The sequence below is a fragment of the Aliiglaciecola sp. 3_MG-2023 genome (assembly GCF_030548205.1).
Taxonomy (GTDB): Bacteria; Pseudomonadota; Gammaproteobacteria; order Enterobacterales; family Alteromonadaceae; genus Aliiglaciecola.
On sequence record NZ_JAUORV010000010.1, the window covers coordinates 86,291 to 103,842 of the forward strand.

The following is a 17,552-nucleotide window of genomic DNA, read 5'->3' on the forward strand; positions in this document are numbered from 1 at the left end:
CAACGCACCCTTGCTCACTTTTAGTGAGCTTTTTTATGGGCGAGAAAACATCAGCTAAACATCCATTACCTTACTAGTTGAACGGCTTCCGTCACTGAAACAACATCCCAAAACGGAATAATCAATAGTGGGTAATATCAGTGAAGACTCGGGGTAAACTTTTTGAAAATATCAAATTGATCAGCTGGAACCGGCTTTTGAAAAAAGTAACCTTGTCCATATTGGCAGTTTAAATGTTTTAAGAATTGATAACATTGAAAGGTTTCTATGCCTTCAGCAATGATTTCCATATTCAATTCGTGACCCATAGCGATTATGGTCGATGCAATGGTATTGTTCGCCGGCATAAAACTCTTATCAATTTTTAAAACATCAAAGGGTAAATTTTGCAGATAACTCAGACATGAGTACCCTGTACCAAAGTCATCTAGCAGTAATTTTGCACCTAACTCTGATAATTCATGTAGCGTCTGCACACTGACTTTATCTTCGGTAATCGCACTATTTTCAGTAATCTCTATATGCACACTCTGAGCAGAAAGTGCATGCTTAGTTAAGGCATCCGATAAGCGTTTAGTAAAGTGTTTATCTTTCAGTTGGTAAGTAGATACGTTAATCGCCATTGCGTGTTCAGTTGCCCCCGCATCACGCCAAATTTTGCATTGCTTGCATGCCTGCTCTATTACCCAACCTCCAATATCAATGATTAGCCCAGCGTTTTCAGCAATAGGAATAAATTCATCTGGCCCAATAACCTCATTTTCTGAATTAGTCCATCGCAATAGTGCTTCACTACCTATAGTGCGATTATCTGGTAAATGCACTATCGGCTGATAAACAAGGCTAAGTTCGTCATTTTTAATTGCCTGATGAAGTTGAGCCGCCAAAGTAAGCCTGCGATTAAGTTTGCTGCCAGACTGCATATCATAAGATTGAAATTGATTTTTCCCTGCATTTTTGGCTTGATACATAGCGGCATCAGCATGCTTTAACAGGGAGTTGCAATCAACACCATTTTGAGGATAACAGGCAATACCGATACTGCCCGTGACAAAAGACTGCATATTTTCTAATTCGATTGGTATCCTAACGGCTTCAATAATCCGATGGGCTATATTGTCTATTGTTTCAATGGATTCAAAACAATCAGTCACGGCAACAAATTCGTCACCGCCAAAACGCAGCACTGAATCACACTCTCTAACGGTCTGAGCTATTCGCTTAGCCATCTCAATTAACAACTTGTCCCCCACTGAATGGCCGAGGGTATCATTGATATCTTTAAACTGATCTAAATCGATAAACATCACTGCAAATTGCGCATTTTGTCGCTCTGCTTTTGCAATGGCCGCATCAACGGTATGACTCAATAGATTTCTATTGGGCAAACCCGTTAAGGAATCTTTGTAAGCTAACTGTTTGATGCGCTCTTCACTTTTAGCAAGCGCCTTGATTGCTTCTGCCCTTCTATTGAGAATAGCAGTCACTGCCGTACCTATTTTATGGGTAAAAATCAGCACTAAAATAGAGGTAAATAATATGATTAAAATAGTTAAATGGGTGACGAATTCTACGGTTTTTTGAACCGGTGCTTCAAATAAGATGGAGTTTTGACTAAATCGAGTCAGAGACAGAATTAATTCATTTTGCAAATATTGTGCGCTAATTTCCCCATTTTCATATTGTGATATTTTTGACAAGGTATCATTCGCGATAGCTAAATCAGTTTCACACAAGGTAATTATTGCCTCAGTATTGATAACACGCATAAAAAATCGTTCGAACAAACCGATCATATTTAAGCAGGCTTGAGGTTGTTCACGAATTTTCATAATAACGTTGCGCACGTCGTTAATAAAATAGAGGTTTTGCTCAGATACAGTCCTTTTGGGAGTAGAAACTAACCCATTTAATTCCAAGGTATGTTTAAAGTGGCGAATATTTAATTGATGGAAATGGCTACTTTTATCGACCTTAAAGAAACTCCAAATCATGACAACTGAAAATAAAAAGATGATCGCAGTGAGAAAGCTTAATGCCTTTTTGACCTTACTATCTTCAATAATCATTATTTAATGTGCTCTTAGAGCTACTTCCACGAGACGACCATTGGCGATGTCAAATGAAGGTCGCTTGCCTTTTTATGAAATCAATTAATATTAAATTTATGTATAGCACAATTCGGCGGTTAGTGAAGTTAATACCGATTATAATATCAACAACTTGGATGTGTTTTTGCGGTATGAATCGCTTTCTAGAAAGCGATTCTTACCGCAAAAAGTGAACTCGCTTTATTCTAATCTGAATTTACTAGCGATAAGCATTCCAATAGCACGTTGCATTTCAGTGTGCATCCGCTGTGCATCTTCTCCAACAACGGAGTTACAAGACATCATTTTTGCACAAGTTTGGCCAGAAATACGGCTTCCAGTTCCTACTTTAGGAGCTTGTGTATGGCGCAATATTTCTAATTGATCAATAAAGAAATGCTGTAAATCTTGCGGGGTCACGACAATACGTTCAATACTATCATCGCTGCCCGGAGGCATGGGAAGGTTTAATTCAGTAAGTCTTTCTCTAGCCGCTTCAACTTTGTATGCCGCCTTGTTGTAATAAGCAATGGATTTGTCTTGTTGCTCTGCTCCAAAAAATTGACTGTCATACATCTGGCCCAACAAATAACTCGCTTTATGCAGGTTATTTTCTGACGCTAAAGTTAACCATTCCTTTGCTTCATCATAGTCCTTCTCTACTATTTCCCCTTCAATATAAACAACACCAAGAACATAAGCAGCCTCATATACTTTGTTTTTAGCGGCCTTTTTGAGGTAACTGATCCCCCTACTTGGATCATCATCTGTCGCTTGTGATATATACATTAACCCGGCTTTATATTGGGCAGTTGCCTGATTCCACTTGGCCGCCTTTTTGTACATCCTAAGGGCCCTAGAAGTACTTTTTTCGGTGCCGTACCCGGTAATATAAAAATTGCCCAATGCTTCCATCGCACTGGGATGGCCTTTTTTAGAATATTTTTTGAATTCCTTAAAGGTTTTAACACAATGCTCTTCACTGCACTCTTTGAAATCAAAGGCCAATGAAACAGGTGCAAATACGATGACACTTACAACTAATACAATCTTTTTGAGCTGACTAAACATAGTTAACACTCTCCATGTTATTTAATAATGACTAATTCATACACAAACTATTTAACTCGACAGTACAACTGGTTATCGACATTACAATACCTTACTTATAGTAGTTGTACTTAAGTTTTTAATACTATGGACTGTTATAAAATAGTTGTCATCTGTTAATTTATTATACATAGTCAATCAGGGGGTTTCTGCCCAGACTATTGCTGAAGATATTTCACTACATTAAAAATAGACCGATCTTCAGTATCTCGTTTGATGTCAAAACCTAGACTTTCGCAAAAACCCAACATACCGGTATTCTCAGCTAAAACCATGCCTTCCATACGTTCCAATCCTTTTTGTTTGGCACTTTCTATTAGTGCCTTCATCAAACGCACGGCAATGCCTTTACGATGCCAATCGTCGGCCACCACTACCGCAAATTCGCAACTTACTTTATCAATATTGGTAATATATCGAGCAACGCCTATTTCCCGTTCCATCTTGCCACTGCTCACTACAGCCAGTAGCGCCATCTCAAGATCGTAATCGATTTGAGTAAATCTAACTAACATGCTTTGTGGCAATTCTTTAATGCTTTGCATAAAACGGAAATACTTAGCTGTAGGCGATAATGAGCTCACAAATTGACGTTCTAGATTAGCATCCTCAGGTCTAATGGGCCGAATTTCTAATTCCACGCCAGAACTGAGCATTTCTGTTGTCGCCAATTCCATAGGGTAGGGATGAATTGCCATATGATCATAACGCCCAGTTTGCGAGTGCTCAGCAATCAAAATTTTAGCATCTAAAGCAATAGCGTCATATTCATCTACCACCAGTGGATTAATTTGCAGTTCTTTAATCCAAGGAAGCTCACAAGCCATTTCAGATAGACGCAATAGAACATGCTCAATGGCCCCCATATTACATTGAGGAAGTTGTCTAAATGAGCCTAGCATTTTGGCAATACGGGTATTGTTCATCAACTCACGGGCGAGGGTTTTATTAAGTGGTGGGATAGCAACTTCGCGATCACCCATAATTTCTGATGCGATGCCCCCCGCTGCAAACGTAATAATCGGGCCAAAAACGGTGTCATTGGATATACCAACCAACACCTCTCTGCTGCGTTTTTTAATGTACATAGCTTCTACAGTAACGCCATCTATTTCTGCTTCGGGGAAGTACTCGGACACCGAATCAATAATATCCTGATAAGCATTTTTAACCGCTTCCACATTTGAAATACCTAATCTCACCCCCCCAACGTCAGATTTATGTGAAATGGTTTTACTGTAAACTTTCATCACTACAGGAAAACCGATGGATTTGGCAAGCATGATCGCTTCATCTAAATTGTGTGCCAAACTAGCCCGTGTTGTAGAAATATGGTACGAATCAAGGATTGCCATTGACTCTAAATCTGTCAAAACTGAGCGCCCTTCGTTTAACGCCCCCTCAATGATTGATTTAGCATCTTCCGTATTTACTTTTTCCTCTTCTTGCAATGGCTCTGGGGCTTGCAACAATAGCCGTTGGTTTCGCGTAAAGTTACGTAAATATGAAAACGCCTCAATTGCCGCTTCCGGAGTATTAAATGTAGGTACTTGATTGTCTTCAAGAAATGTTCTTGCCTCCTGCAGCATTTCCCCGCCCATAAAACAGCAAATAATGACTTTTGAAGAAGCTTTAGAGGCGCTTACAATTTCCTTGGCGACTTGCAAAGGTTCAGTCATAGACTGGGGAGATAAAAGGACAACAATACCGTGCATATTTTTATCTTTTAGACAAATGGACAAAGTTTGTTGATACCGTTCTGGAGGAGCGTCTCCAATAATATCGATGGGGTTATCTTTCGACCAATTGGCCGGGAGCAATTCATTTAATTGAGTTTGCGTATCGTCACTTAACGAAATTAAATTCAAATTTAGATCCGTAGCGCGGTCCGCGGCAATGGCTCCTGGTCCACCGCCATTGGTGATAATCGCGAGATTCTCACCGGCAAGGCGCTTGTTGGTTGACAATACAGTCGCCCCCACAAACAGATCAAACACCCGATAGCCTCTTACAGCACCTGCCTGACGTAATACGGCATTAAATACGTCATCTTCCCCCGAGGTAACACCAGTGTGCATTTGCGCTGCCATGGTACCTTTGTTGTGGCGGCCAACTTTTAGGACCAATACCGGCTTCACCCGAGACGCACGTTTCAACTCGCTTATAAACGAGCGGGCATGATTGATACCCTCAATATACAAAAGAATACTTTTGGTTTGTGAATCGTAAGTTAGGTAATCGAGTAATTCACCAAATTGTACGTCTGCAGCACAGCCAATAGACACAACTGCAGAGAAACCTAATTTACGAGACTTAGCCCAGTCCAGAATAGACGTACACAAAGCACCTGATTGAGATACGACGGCTAAACTTCCCTTATGGATGTCGCCACTATGGAACGTTGCATTAAGACACGTTATTGGACGAGCCACACCTAAACAATTAGGACCGATAAGACGAATTTTATGTTTTTTAGCAGTATGTTGCACTGCTTGTTCAAGTTTTTTGCCTTCTTCATTAGCTTCCCCAAACCCCGCCGACAAAATAATCACTGCTTTTACACCGTGTTTTCCACAGGCGTCTATAATGTCATCGGTCACTGACGCTGGTGCTGCAACAATAGCCAGCTCTATGGGCTGATGGATCTCTGATATGCTCTTAAAACAACGTTGCCCTAACACTTCTGCATGCCGAGGATTAATGAAATAAATTGGCCCTTTAAAGGTACCCGAGGTTAAATTTAGTGATACCGTCTTTCCGATCGTTGATTCACGCTCGCTGGCACCGAACAAAGCAATCGAACTTGGGGAAAAAAACGAATGTAAATAATGTTTCATTTAAAATCTCTTAAATGTTGACGCGATTGTTTTGTTACTATTATCCCATACAACTAATAGGGTTATTTTATGTCTTCAACGGCTTTTATTACACATCCTAAATGTTTACTCCATGAAATGGGAGATGAACACCCTGAAAGTGCTGCTCGCTTGCATGCCATTCAAGACGGTTTAATCCAATTTGGATTAGCAGACTTCATACTGAATATCCCTTCTCAAAAAGTGTCTAAGGATCTGTTAAAAGAAACTCACACACCAAACCATGTTGAACTGATTGAACAATTTTCACCGGTAAAAGGCCAGTACTTTCCCATAGATGATGATACTAAAATGAATCATGCATCTTTTGAGGCTGCTTTATTCTCTGCTGGTGCAGGTATAGTTGCTATTGACGGTTTATTCAACCATCAATTTAAAAATGCGTTTTGTGCTGTTCGGCCTCCAGGCCATCATGCTGAAAAAAAACAAGCTATGGGATTCTGCTTTTTTAACAATATTGCAGTCGCTGCTACCTATGCTAAACAACAATATAATCTTACACGTATTGCCATTCTAGACTTTGATGTACATCACGGAAATGGCACTGAAGATATTTTGAAAGATGATCCCAAAATACTATTTTTATCTTCCTATCAATATCCTTTTTACCCGTTCACTATACCTGAAAAGGCCGCCGAAAATTGCCTGCATTACCCGTTACCAGCAGGTACAGACTCCACGGCATTTCGTCAATGTTATACTGAACGAGTACTACCCGAATTGAAAAAGTTTAAACCCGAATTAATTCTGATCTCCGCTGGTTTTGACGGTCACCATAGTGATCCCATGGCAGATTGGGACTTATTAGATTCTGATTATAGTTGGTTAACTCAGCAACTTGTGGATATTGCCGAGAGCTGTTGCGACGGCAAAATAGTCTCATTCTTGGAGGGAGGCTATAGCTTACCGGCACTAAGAACGGGAGCAATAGCACATATTAAAGCTTTGATGAAAATATAGACAATAGACAACTTGATGGATTAATTGGGTAACCACAAAAACGTGACTTTGTAGCTACCCTGAATACGTATGAAACCGGGTAATTAATCTTGTAAGGTTTTTATCAGGGTTTCAACTTCTTCGAATGTAGGCGGATTGCAACCTATCTTTTCAACATTTAAACCCGCAGCGACCGCACCAAACCTCAAACCATCCTTCAACGTACTTTCTTCAGCAGATGGAGAAAGCGCATTATTTTTTAATAATCTAGCAAGCATGGCAGAGAAAAAAGTATCTCCAGCTCCTACCGTGTCACCAAACACCGCAGGTTTATGAACAGCTTGAAATAAATTGTGTTTGTCAGTGATTAAATGAGAACCACCTTCACCCAAAGTTAACACTACCATGCCATTTTCCATTCTATCTAACATAGATTTGGCATGAAATTCAGGTTTACCATAAAGGCCTTTGAGTTCAAGATCTTCATCACTCACTTTGACGATATCGGCAAACTCGACGAACCGCCATATTGAGGCAACATATTGGTGATGATTAACTTCAACCCCTTTACGCACATTCACATCAATACTGATTTTCACACCGCGAGATTTAAGGGTGGTAATAACAGGGATCAGCACTTCCAACATTTCGGGCACTATGGCAAGGGAACCGGTATGAAAAAGCTCTAGATCCTCTGGCAACATTGACAATAATTTTTCCGAGGTGATATCCAGATCTGCTACGCACTTTCGATATAAACGATAGCTAGGCTTGCCGTCTTCGGCTTTGTAAACCAATGCCAATGACGTATTCTTTTCTGAACGGTTATTGTCAGGAATTTGAATTCCTTCGCTTGTCACTGAACTAAGGATTTTTTCACCCAAATAATCCGTGGAAATAGGTGATAAATAAGAGCAGTTAATGTCTTGCTTCACGAAGCTTCGGGCGACATTGAACGGTGAGCCGCCAATGAAGGGTTGATAACTACCATCTTGCTGCTGAATCATGTCAAACAACGCTTCACCAAATACAGCCACTTTAGGATTAGCCATAATCACTCCAAATTTCTAAAAATGAGCCAAGTCGACTAAAACTAGACGACCTTTGGCAATAGTACAAATAATAACTCGAATACCTTAAGACACGGCTAACGTAGCGTTGTCCACAATGCATTGCATGTGCTTTTTGATATTTGCGTCTGAATAAATCTGTTTAGTCTGTTTTCTATAAATATCTAAGAAATCTTGATTTTTGTTTAAATCACCAAAAATTGAAGTGAGTTGCAGAAATGCGTCAGGATTTAGTGAATATTTAGCAGCAGCGATGTGCAAATCTTGCGACATCACATCTATGATTGTGATCTCTTTATTATGACGGTTAGTTTGCTTATCACTGTAGTAACACCATGCAGCTAACACTAATGTAGCACACTCAATATTACCTTTATTTTGCAGATTGTCATTAATCGTGGGGATCAAAAAGGTAGCGAGTTTAGAAGCGCTTTCTGAACAAATGCGGGTTAAATGATCTTTGATATTCGGATTAGCAAAACGCTGAAGTAGAGTTTGCTTATAATCATCTAAATCAATGCCATCAACCGGAGGCAAAATTGGCGTGACTTCAGTATCCATAAATAATTGCAAGAACTGACTAAAAGTCGGATCCTTTACGCTTTCGTCTATGGTTTCAAAGCCATGAATGGAACCCAAAATCCCCAATACCGAATGGCCCGCATTTAGTAATCTTATTTTCATGTTTTCGTAGGGTGTGACATCCGGCACAAATTGCGCACCTACCTTTTGCCACTGCGGTCTGCCGACGCTAAATTTATCCTCAATGATCCATTGATGAAAAGGTTCGCAAGTAACAGGCCATTCATCTTGCAAGCTCAACTCTGAGCTTAAATAGTCAATATCTGCTGATGTAGTGACAGGTGTAATACGGTCAACCATTGCATTTGGGAACGGGACTTCCTGTTCAATCCATTTTGCCAGCTCTAGATCAACTTTTTGGCTATAGGCCAACAGCATTTTGCGGGCAACATCACCATTGTGTTGAATATTGTCACAAGATTGCACAGTAAAAGGCGCTAATCCCCTCTCCATACGAAGCTTGAGTGCCGCGGTTAAAAACCCAAATACTAATCGAGGCGTGTGCGGATTAGCGAGATCATGGATGACATCTGGATTATCAAAGTCAAATTCATTTGTCGCAGGGTTAAAGTTATATCCCCCTTCAGTAATCGTCAGTGAAACAATCTTAGTACTGGCATCTGCCATTTTTTGAATAACCGCATTTGGCTCATCACACCCTAACAAGAAATCGGTCATGCAACCTATAACTTGGTTTTCAATGGTCCCATTAGGATGTTTGACAATTAACGTATAAAGATAATCTTGCTGTTCGAGAATCGATTTCATTTTACGATCGGCATCTCTTAATCCGACCCCGCAAATCCCCCAATTTAGATCACCTGTTTGATTCATATATTCGTCAGTATAATAGGCTTCGTGGGAGCGGTGAAAGCCGCCCACACCCACATGTACGATGCCTGCTTGAACGTTTTTGCGATCATAATTGGGCACCGAAATAGTACTTGGCAATTGATGAAGGTTTTGTTCATTAAGACGAAGTTTGGATTGAGTATTCATTAACCTTCCCCTATTGCGCTTGCGCAGCTAATTGTTTTTTACGCTGCATATTCCAATATGCAGTGATGAAATAAATGATGGTGCAAATAAACCCTACAGTTTGGAATAAATCTCGATTAGCTTCATAAGCAGGTATTCCTGAGCTGAAAAACATGGTGTTTATTGCAAACAAAGTAGTGATTAGCAAACTGCCAATAGACACAAACTGAAGCACTTTAGAGAATAAGCTAGTATCAATATGCACTTCCGGCTCAAGGTCAGCTTGTTGAGTTTGATACTCTTCTACGCGTTGCTCAAAGGCTTCCATTTTCTGTTGCTCATGAGGATACTCTTCAGACGCGCCATGATATTTTGCCAGCACGATATAGCACAAGGTAGTGAAGAACCAAGTGGGGATGAATAAATAATAGAACGACAGAATATCAAGGGCATTTAAACCAAACCCAAAAGTTAAACCAAGTCCCCAGGACGCCACTGCAGGTACACTGTGAGTAAGGCTTCTGAACGTCACCCAATAACGCGTAAAGCCAATACGTGGAAAGATAAAATGTTCAGCAAACACAATCGCCCCAACTGGCACGACTAATAAACCAGCATAGGTCAATAGCGGCAGCATTTTGTTAAACACAAATGGGAAACAAGCGATAATCACTGCCACAATTCCAACAATTAATGTGGTTTTATTTCTTGATTGATTTTTGAAGATAGCTTGAGCAGCTAAGCCTGAGCGATAGAGGTTTGCATTCGCTGTTGTCCATCCAGCCACAATAACGATAACAAGGCCAGATAAGCCCAGAGCTTGAAACGCCACGTCACCTGGATCTAATTCAATAATTGATTTTTTAACAATTACCGCAGTACCTGCTCCCATAATACCAGCAGAGATCCAAGCAATATAATGGCCAAACAACATACCTGCGGAAGTACATAAACCATAAGCGCGCTTTTTCGCATAACGCAATAGTGCCATATCAATTAGGCCTACATGGGTTATGGTATTAGCCGCCCATGAGAACCCAATAACTTCAAGTAAACCAATTCCGGGTTCGCCATTTGCATTTAAACCTGTCCATACCGACAAACTGCCAATTTCCATAAAATCGGCCCAGCCGCTTAAACTTGTATCACCCAACACGTGTTGAGACAGGGCAGGTAGCAGAACTAAAGGACCACACACAAACATAACAAACAACCAAGGTGCGCAAATTCGTGAGAAATTTGAGACTGCTGTAAAGCCGTACATGGCAACTAGAACCACAATTGTTCCTACCGCCAAGACAACACAGACAAACCACAAATTAGTGGGGTACCAATCTAGTTGCGCAGGAATATTCAAAGCAAATCGCACCGCAGTGGCAGAAACAGTAATCATAGCCGCGGAGATAACCGTAAAAATAACCACATTGACCCAGTTATAGAGGGTAGTCATTGAATTACCGGCTATTTTTTGCAAGTAGGTGTATAAGCTCAAACGCGTTTCAATGGCAATGGGAGTGGTTATTAAGGTCCAACTTAACACGGCAAGAATGTTACCTATTAATAAACCAAGTAGAATATCTGACATGGTAGCGCCGAGGGCAACAAAGGTAGCCCCAATAACAAATTCCGTTGCTGCAACATGCTCACCTGCATATAAACCTAAAAAATGCGTCCATCCCTTTAACTTATGTTTAGGAATAGGTAATTGTTCTTCATCAACAGTATCTAAACTAATTTCATATTTATCAGGTGTCATAATTATTACCTGTTATTAAGTTGTAATTGTGGGCGAGTTGGGCCCTAAAAAATTCATCAATCAATATAATAATTAAAATACCGCATTGTTATTTTGATTCGATTCGACTTAGTTATCATTTCGCGTTCTCAATTGAAAACACCAAATATGCGCATATGCTCACTATGTGGGCATATTCCCACAAACTATCTACAAAGGTCAATATATTGTTAATTAAATAAGCTAAAAAAGTGGAGTGTTTATTATTTTGTTAAAGTTAAAAATCCACCCGACAGGTTTAAAACACACCAAAAACTTAAAATATAGTCGATAATATTCAATAGGTTAAACATTTTAAAAATAGAATAAACCTGTATACCAACTGCTCTTAACTAACCGCTTAAATGTTAATTAACTTTGATGAATTGAATGTTAAAAATTTAATTCGTAACAAAAATATAGAAAGTTGTATATGCCATCTGGCTACGAAATATTGCGTTTCATAACTTTTAATCCACGTTTTTAGTAACTTCCACATTCATTTCGCGATTTGTGCACCGTTTCTGCACATTGGTTTTTTATACTCAGGGAACAAGATTTATGGCGATTCATGATTACCCACAATCGTAAACTTTTAGGAATCTGACTGATGGTAAAGCTAAAATGGTTAAAAACTTGTTCGGTAAATTTACTGATCGTAGCAGCACTAGCATGCTGGTTATCGGCATGCAATGGCGAGAGCAGCGACACAACTGAGCAAAATTCAGAGGAAACGTCTTCCGACCAAGATACTGCGGGTAATGACAACGGAACGGCATATTCAAGCGACTCAACCGATGGTGTGCTCTGTACTTATTTTTATAATGAATACAACGACTCAGAATCAGTCTCCGCCACCAGTTATGCTGACTGGAGTTGCGATGGCACAAATAGAAGCCTAACCGCCAATGGTATTCCCGACCACGTTGTAGGTACTTTCCCGAACCCTGACAATCCCAATACGATTTCCGAACAATCAGTGTCTGTGAGCTACACGTTAGCACCTACAGAGACCACCCAAGCGACGCAACTTGGTGGCTCCAGAGGAGCGGTTGGATATGTACTCAATGGAATCAAAATTGATGCAGGAACTGGCGGAAGTTGTGACGATTCTGGAGAATCATGCAGCCTAGGTGACAACAGTGGCAATTGGAATATAGAAGCATTGAGCCAAACTGTGTTTGATTTTGGTACCGATGACAATAACGCGCATGTGCAACCTGATGGTGCATACCACTATCACGGAATGCCTGAAGGTTTTATTGATCTTCAAAACGGAAATAGCAATTCAATGACCCTAATTGGTTGGGCGGCAGATGGCTTCCCAATTTATGCTCGCTATGGCTTTAGTGATGCTACTGACGCCGAATCAGAACTGGCAATTATGACAGGAAGCTACCAATTGGTGGATTCTGTCAGTGACAGTCGCCCCTCTACTGACACCTATCCTCTTGGTACTTTCTTACAAGATTGGGAATATGTTGAAGGTTCAGGTGACTTAGATGAATGTAATGGTCGTATTGGTGTTACCCCGGAATTTCCGGAAGGTATTTATCACTATTTCGCCACTGATACCTATCCGTTTTTTCAACGCTGTATAAAAGGAGCTCTATAACATGTTAGATATGGAAGCCATTACAACTGAAAGCAATAGCAAATCACCCGCAGTCTTATTTTTAGGCTTTATGTTACTTTGCTTCTGTATATTACAACCAGTGCATGCCCACTTAATGGTTGCTCAACACGGTACTTTAAATATTATAGACGACGAAATTTATATGGTGCTATCACTGCCCATTTCTGGTTTTGAACGTATCGACAACGACGAAGATGGTAAAGTAACAATGATTGAATTTAATCGTCAACGAGAAGCTATTACACGACAAATCAATCAGGGAGTGATGCTATCTGATAGCCAACAAAGTTTTAGTTTAGAGTCACTTCTACTTTCACCAGTAGCTGATCATCATGATAAAACCCAATCGTTGACGCAACTGATCATCATGGGAAAGTACACAATTAAAAACGCCACTGACAAGTTAATTTTTCATGTTGATATATATGGCAAAGACAGCGGTGAAAAAAACATAGAAGTAACCGCAAAGCGTGATGCAAAACGTCAAAAACATACGTTTGAATTAACGCCAAAAGCTTCTTCTGCAATTTTGTTTAACTCGTTTTAGATTGCGGTCTTTATTCCCTTATAGTTTAGTATCAATGATCAGCAGGGAGTCTCACTCCCCGCACACAATTAGACTGTACTATTAAGCTAATTTTTTACAAAGCGCTTGAGTAACACCGGCAACAACGTTGAGTCGGTTAACAACGCCATTAACATTGCTAGCCCAGTCAGCAGACCAAACAATATACTCGGCACAAAATCAGAAAAACTCAGCAATGCAAAACCCAAGGTAATGATAGTTGTGGTAAACAACAATGCATAACCAACGCTATTGAAGGTAGCTATGATGGCGTGCTCTGATGCTGTGTTTTCTTTAGCTTCACGGTTTTTGCCCGCTTCAAGATAACGATGAATAAAGTGAATAGTATCATCCACCGCAATCCCCATCGCTATGGCCGATATGGTTATAGTCATTAAATCCAATGGGATACCGAGTAGTCCCATGACACCTAAAATACTCAGGGTCGTTAATATGTTAGGAATAACAGCGATTAAGGCAATTTTTATGGAGCGAAATATTGCCAAAAGCACTAAGAACAAGGCAATAAACACGAATCCTAAGGTCAGTATTTGCGACTTGAACAAGCGCTGCAATATATCTTGGTAAAGAACAAAAAGGTTGGTAACTAAGTAGTCTTGTTCATCAATACCAATTGTTTGCATATCGGCTTTGAGATCCTGCAAAAACTCAGCTCGGTTAAACTCTTTTGTGCTGTCTTTTATTCGTGTACTGATTCTTAATTGGTTTGTTTCCGGATCAAAATAAGCACCTAACAATTTATCTTTAAGGGATTCATCCAGCAAAGTATAGATTGCCGTTAATTCGTATTCGGTAAGGGGTTTGTTATCATTTATTGCCATCGCTAATTCAGTGAAATTAAATACCGAGGTTACATTTCCCATGGCATCAAAACTGGTTAACACTGCTTGTATTTTTTGTAGGCTTTGAATTGATTCAGCCGTTAAAGCTAACTGTTGATCCTGCTGTTCAGGTGGAATGGTATAAACCACATCCATTGGTGTAGAGCCGCCAAACTCTTGATCAATAAAGGTCAACTCCTGACGAACTTGCGTTGATTCTTTAAAATAGTTTAAAAAACTGTTTTCCACATCCAATCGCGTGATGCCAACCACAGATATAGCCACCAGCAGTAAACTGAATAACGCAATGGGTTTCGCATAATTCAGACTTAGGCCGGTGAAGCCCTTAATGATAAATTGAGTAACTCTATTTTCACCGCTTTCATCTTTATGGGATAACACAGACAGAAATGCAGGAAAGAGTAACAAGCTAACTAAAATTGAAATACCCATGGCCACTATCATCATCCAACCAAAGCTCACCACCGGTTGAATCCCGCTAAACAGTAAAGAGCCGAAGCCAACAGAAGTAGTGAGTCCAGCATAAAGACAAGGCTTAAACTTGTTTTTTAGGGTTTTTTCGAGTAACTGAGATTGGCTGTCTTGATTATACTTTTGAGCTAGCTGTCGATATTCAACAATTAAATGAATCATCACTGCTAGAGTGAGAATAAGCTGCAAAGCAATAAAATTAGAGGATATCACCGTGGTTCGCAGATCCAATAAACCAAAAATGCCCACCGTCATTAACACGCTTAAGCCACAGGAAATCACCGGTAATACCACCCAGCGGATCCGACGAAATAAAACAAATAACATCACCACAATGGCGATACCAATGGCACTGCCAAACAACAGGAGATCACGTTGAATAATATCAATCATCTGCTGACCCAAGACATAGGCTCCGCCTAAATAGAAATTGGCATCTTGCTGATAATCATGAGTCATCTCATAAATCTTGTCTATTTCTTGTTTACGCTGAACTTTCAGTTCTTGCTCAATAGGATCAGCCTGGGCTTTAAGCTCATATACATCTTCCTGCTCTTTTTCGGTTAACTCCCTTTCCAGCGCTTTTTTTTGGATATTAATAATCTGATTCTGAATCTCAACTAATTGCGGATTCTTTTCGAATACAATTTGAATTGCTGTCGCTGTTTGCTCTTTATTTACCAACAAGTCAGTGAATAAAGGATGGTCTTTAAAGACCTGCTGCATTTGCTGGGGTGAATATTTCACAGATTGCCAACTGTATTGATTTGGATCCAAATCGGCATTCAACGAACTCGCATTGCTGAGCAGCGGAACATTGAGAATATTCGTCACAGATTTGACTCTAGGCAGGTTTGTGAAAGCTTCACTGAGTTGCTCAATTTGCTGAAAGGTTTTAGCTGAAAACAGGTCATGATTTTTTGGTTTGTAAGCCACCAAGATAAATTCATCAGGTGAAAATTGTTGGCTCATGATCTGTGACTGAATATAAAGCTGGTTATCTTTGACCAATAAAGTCTCTGCAGAAGCATCAATGCGGAAGCGTTGGGCAAAATAAGCAGACACTACTCCTAATATAATAAAGGTGAGCAAAATCCATTTACTTTGGCGGATCAACAGTTGTGCTAAGTTACTTTTCACTGCTATTCGTCTCCTGCTGATGATCTACGTTTTTGCCTTGATGACGATTTTTTTCACTGTTTGCCGGCGATGGAGAAAGTTGTTGAACCGCACCATCAAATTGCGCGTCCCTTTCTACACTTTGCAGGTACATGTTTCTAAAAAATGTGTAGGGATCATCGGATTCCAAGCGCAACTCTTCATAGGATGGCGCAGTAGGAACAAAGTCATTGAATCCATCGAGTCCTTGTAAATAGGTAGATTCTGGCGAGTCAGAAATAATATGAACAGGGCTAAGGAGGCTTTCACCTATGGTAGAAAAAGCATTTCTGAAATCCGACTGTCCAAGTATTGGTAACACGAGGTAGTTGCCATAACCAACATCATAGGAAGCTAAAGTATCACCAATGGTGGCAGTTTCGTCAGGCATATCAAACCAAGCATCTGCGGGGTCAAATAAACCCAACAGCCCCACCGTCGAGTTAATCAAGAACCGTCCCAGATTAGTACCTGATTTTTTCCCTTCGCCTTGGGCTAAATTGTTTAATAAATTAAGTGGCTCTCGTAAATTACTGAAAAAATTACCGATACCAGTTTGCACAGGATCTGGCACTACCGCATCGTAGCCTTTACTGACAGGAATGAGGAAATATCGATACACGACATCATTAAAAGCAAATATAGGCCGATTGATGGACTCTAAAGGATCCTCAAAAGTTACAGGATCATAGGTCACCACGGTAGGCGTCAATACCTGCTCGCCTTGGGAAGTGTTAATAACAACTTCTTGGTTATTGGACGGTGTCGTAGCAACTTGTTCAGCGTTGTTGGAACTACATCCACTGACAATCAGGAAACTGATCAAACAGCAGTGTTTAATAAATGTGTCTAATGGATTTAGCTTATTTGAATCCAACATAATGTGCTCTCATATAAATAGAAGGTATGTAAATCAGTTATGCGTCAGTCAATTTTAGCGAAGCAAACTATCTTGCAAGAGCAATTTACCTGCCAAACAATGTGATACCTCAGGTTTGCTAACGAAAACTTGCTGTTTAATGATGTACGCTGGTAGTACAACTAGAGGATCATATGGCAGCTAACGGCCTAGATCAGGTGTTTGGACTGTATTGAAGAGATGATTCATGGATAACCTGAAAATCAATAAATCGTCGCTGTCTTGGTCGATTAGGAAAAGTAAGGAATAAAAATAGCGAGTAATCACCAAAATACAATGTGTAAAACTTACCCAAGATTAGAAATTACTACAGATTCTTTTTTACTATTTAATTATTTTCAAAGGGTTATTATTCATTTAAATAACAGTATTTTTCATTTTAGTGATAGCAGACTCAATAACTTGTTAGCATAAAATTCTTCACTAAGTATTGCATTTATCGCTAGTCCCTTTAATCTAGCTGCAACGCTTCCCACAACAAGCATTATCATTGTTGATTAATTTATTTAATAAACATTTAA

At 39.9% G+C, this 17,552-nt stretch carries 11 protein-coding genes; 3 read left to right on the forward strand and 8 right to left on the reverse strand.

Going from position 1 to position 17,552, the window contains the following annotated elements; genetic code table 11:
• Positions 1-137: 137 nt before the first annotated feature.
• The 3 genes from Q4574_RS12785 to Q4574_RS12795 form a co-directional block, all read right to left on the reverse strand.
• Positions 138-2,069, reverse strand: coding sequence for a bifunctional diguanylate cyclase/phosphodiesterase (locus Q4574_RS12785; RefSeq protein WP_303474528.1), 1,932 nt, complete (start codon positions 2,067-2,069; stop codon positions 138-140).
• A gap of 222 nt (positions 2,070-2,291) precedes the next feature.
• Positions 2,292-3,161, reverse strand: coding sequence for a tetratricopeptide repeat protein (locus Q4574_RS12790; protein WP_303474529.1), 870 nt, complete (start codon positions 3,159-3,161; stop codon positions 2,292-2,294).
• Positions 3,162-3,358: 197 nt separating this feature from the next.
• Positions 3,359-6,037 (reverse strand): bifunctional acetate--CoA ligase family protein/GNAT family N-acetyltransferase, encoded by a 2,679-nt coding sequence (locus tag Q4574_RS12795; RefSeq protein ID WP_303474530.1) that lies wholly within the window; start codon positions 6,035-6,037, stop codon positions 3,359-3,361.
• Between the two features lie 69 nt (positions 6,038-6,106).
• On the opposite strand from Q4574_RS12795, the gene Q4574_RS12800 reads away from it, so the two are divergent.
• On the forward strand, positions 6,107-7,036 hold the full coding sequence (locus tag Q4574_RS12800; RefSeq protein WP_303474531.1) for a histone deacetylase family protein: 930 nt from the start codon (positions 6,107-6,109) through the stop codon (positions 7,034-7,036).
• 83 nt (positions 7,037-7,119) lie between these two features.
• On the opposite strand, the gene Q4574_RS12805 is transcribed toward Q4574_RS12800, so the two are convergent.
• The 3 genes from Q4574_RS12805 to Q4574_RS12815 all read right to left on the reverse strand — a co-directional run bounded on the left by Q4574_RS12805 (position 7,120) and on the right by Q4574_RS12815 (position 11,401).
• Positions 7,120-8,067: a carbohydrate kinase gene (locus tag Q4574_RS12805; protein WP_303474532.1), complete on the reverse strand. Its 948-nt coding sequence runs from the start codon at positions 8,065-8,067 to the stop codon at positions 7,120-7,122.
• Positions 8,068-8,151: 84 nt separating this feature from the next.
• Entirely contained in the window at positions 8,152-9,666 is a 1,515-nt protein-coding gene (locus tag Q4574_RS12810) for a mannitol dehydrogenase family protein (RefSeq protein WP_303474533.1), read from the reverse strand.
• Positions 9,667-9,676: 10 nt separating this feature from the next.
• Positions 9,677-11,401, reverse strand: a complete 1,725-nt coding sequence (locus Q4574_RS12815; RefSeq protein ID WP_303474534.1) for a cytosine permease — start codon at positions 11,399-11,401, stop codon at positions 9,677-9,679.
• Between the two features lie 628 nt (positions 11,402-12,029).
• Here Q4574_RS12815 and Q4574_RS12820 point away from each other — a divergent pair.
• Entirely contained in the window at positions 12,030-13,034 is a 1,005-nt protein-coding gene (locus Q4574_RS12820; protein WP_303474535.1) for a YHYH protein, read from the forward strand.
• 1 nt (position 13,035) lies between these two features.
• Entirely contained in the window at positions 13,036-13,602 is a 567-nt protein-coding gene (locus tag Q4574_RS12825; protein ID WP_303474536.1) for a hypothetical protein, read from the forward strand.
• 86 nt (positions 13,603-13,688) lie between these two features.
• Here Q4574_RS12825 and Q4574_RS12830 read toward each other — a convergent pair whose 3' ends face one another.
• Both Q4574_RS12830 and Q4574_RS12835 read right to left on the reverse strand, forming a co-directional pair.
• On the reverse strand, positions 13,689-16,094 hold the full coding sequence (locus Q4574_RS12830; RefSeq protein WP_303474537.1) for an RND family transporter: 2,406 nt from the start codon (positions 16,092-16,094) through the stop codon (positions 13,689-13,691).
• On the reverse strand, positions 16,084-16,992 hold the full coding sequence (locus Q4574_RS12835) for a VacJ family lipoprotein (RefSeq protein WP_303474538.1): 909 nt from the start codon (positions 16,990-16,992) through the stop codon (positions 16,084-16,086). The genes Q4574_RS12830 and Q4574_RS12835 overlap by 11 nt, the downstream gene beginning before the upstream one ends.
• Positions 16,993-17,552: the final 560 nt, after the last annotated feature.

Excerpts from the sequence above, each read along its gene's own strand:
- Q4574_RS12785 (WP_303474528.1), bottom strand. The coding sequence starts at position 2,069 with ATGATTATTGAAGATAGTAAGGTCAAAAAGGCATTAAGCTTTCTCACT.
- Q4574_RS12790 (WP_303474529.1), bottom strand. The coding sequence starts at position 3,161 with ATGTTTAGTCAGCTCAAAAAGATTGTATTAGTTGTAAGTGTCATCGTA.
- Q4574_RS12795 (WP_303474530.1), bottom strand. The coding sequence starts at position 6,037 with ATGAAACATTATTTACATTCGTTTTTTTCCCCAAGTTCGATTGCTTTG.
- Q4574_RS12800 (WP_303474531.1), top strand. The coding sequence starts at position 6,107 with ATGTCTTCAACGGCTTTTATTACACATCCTAAATGTTTACTCCATGAA.
- Q4574_RS12805 (WP_303474532.1), bottom strand. The coding sequence starts at position 8,067 with ATGGCTAATCCTAAAGTGGCTGTATTTGGTGAAGCGTTGTTTGACATG.
- Q4574_RS12810 (WP_303474533.1), bottom strand. The coding sequence starts at position 9,666 with ATGAATACTCAATCCAAACTTCGTCTTAATGAACAAAACCTTCATCAA.
- Q4574_RS12815 (WP_303474534.1), bottom strand. The coding sequence starts at position 11,401 with ATGACACCTGATAAATATGAAATTAGTTTAGATACTGTTGATGAAGAA.
- Q4574_RS12820 (WP_303474535.1), top strand. The coding sequence starts at position 12,030 with ATGGTAAAGCTAAAATGGTTAAAAACTTGTTCGGTAAATTTACTGATC.
- Q4574_RS12825 (WP_303474536.1), top strand. The coding sequence starts at position 13,036 with ATGTTAGATATGGAAGCCATTACAACTGAAAGCAATAGCAAATCACCC.
- Q4574_RS12835 (WP_303474538.1), bottom strand. The coding sequence starts at position 16,992 with ATGTTGGATTCAAATAAGCTAAATCCATTAGACACATTTATTAAACAC.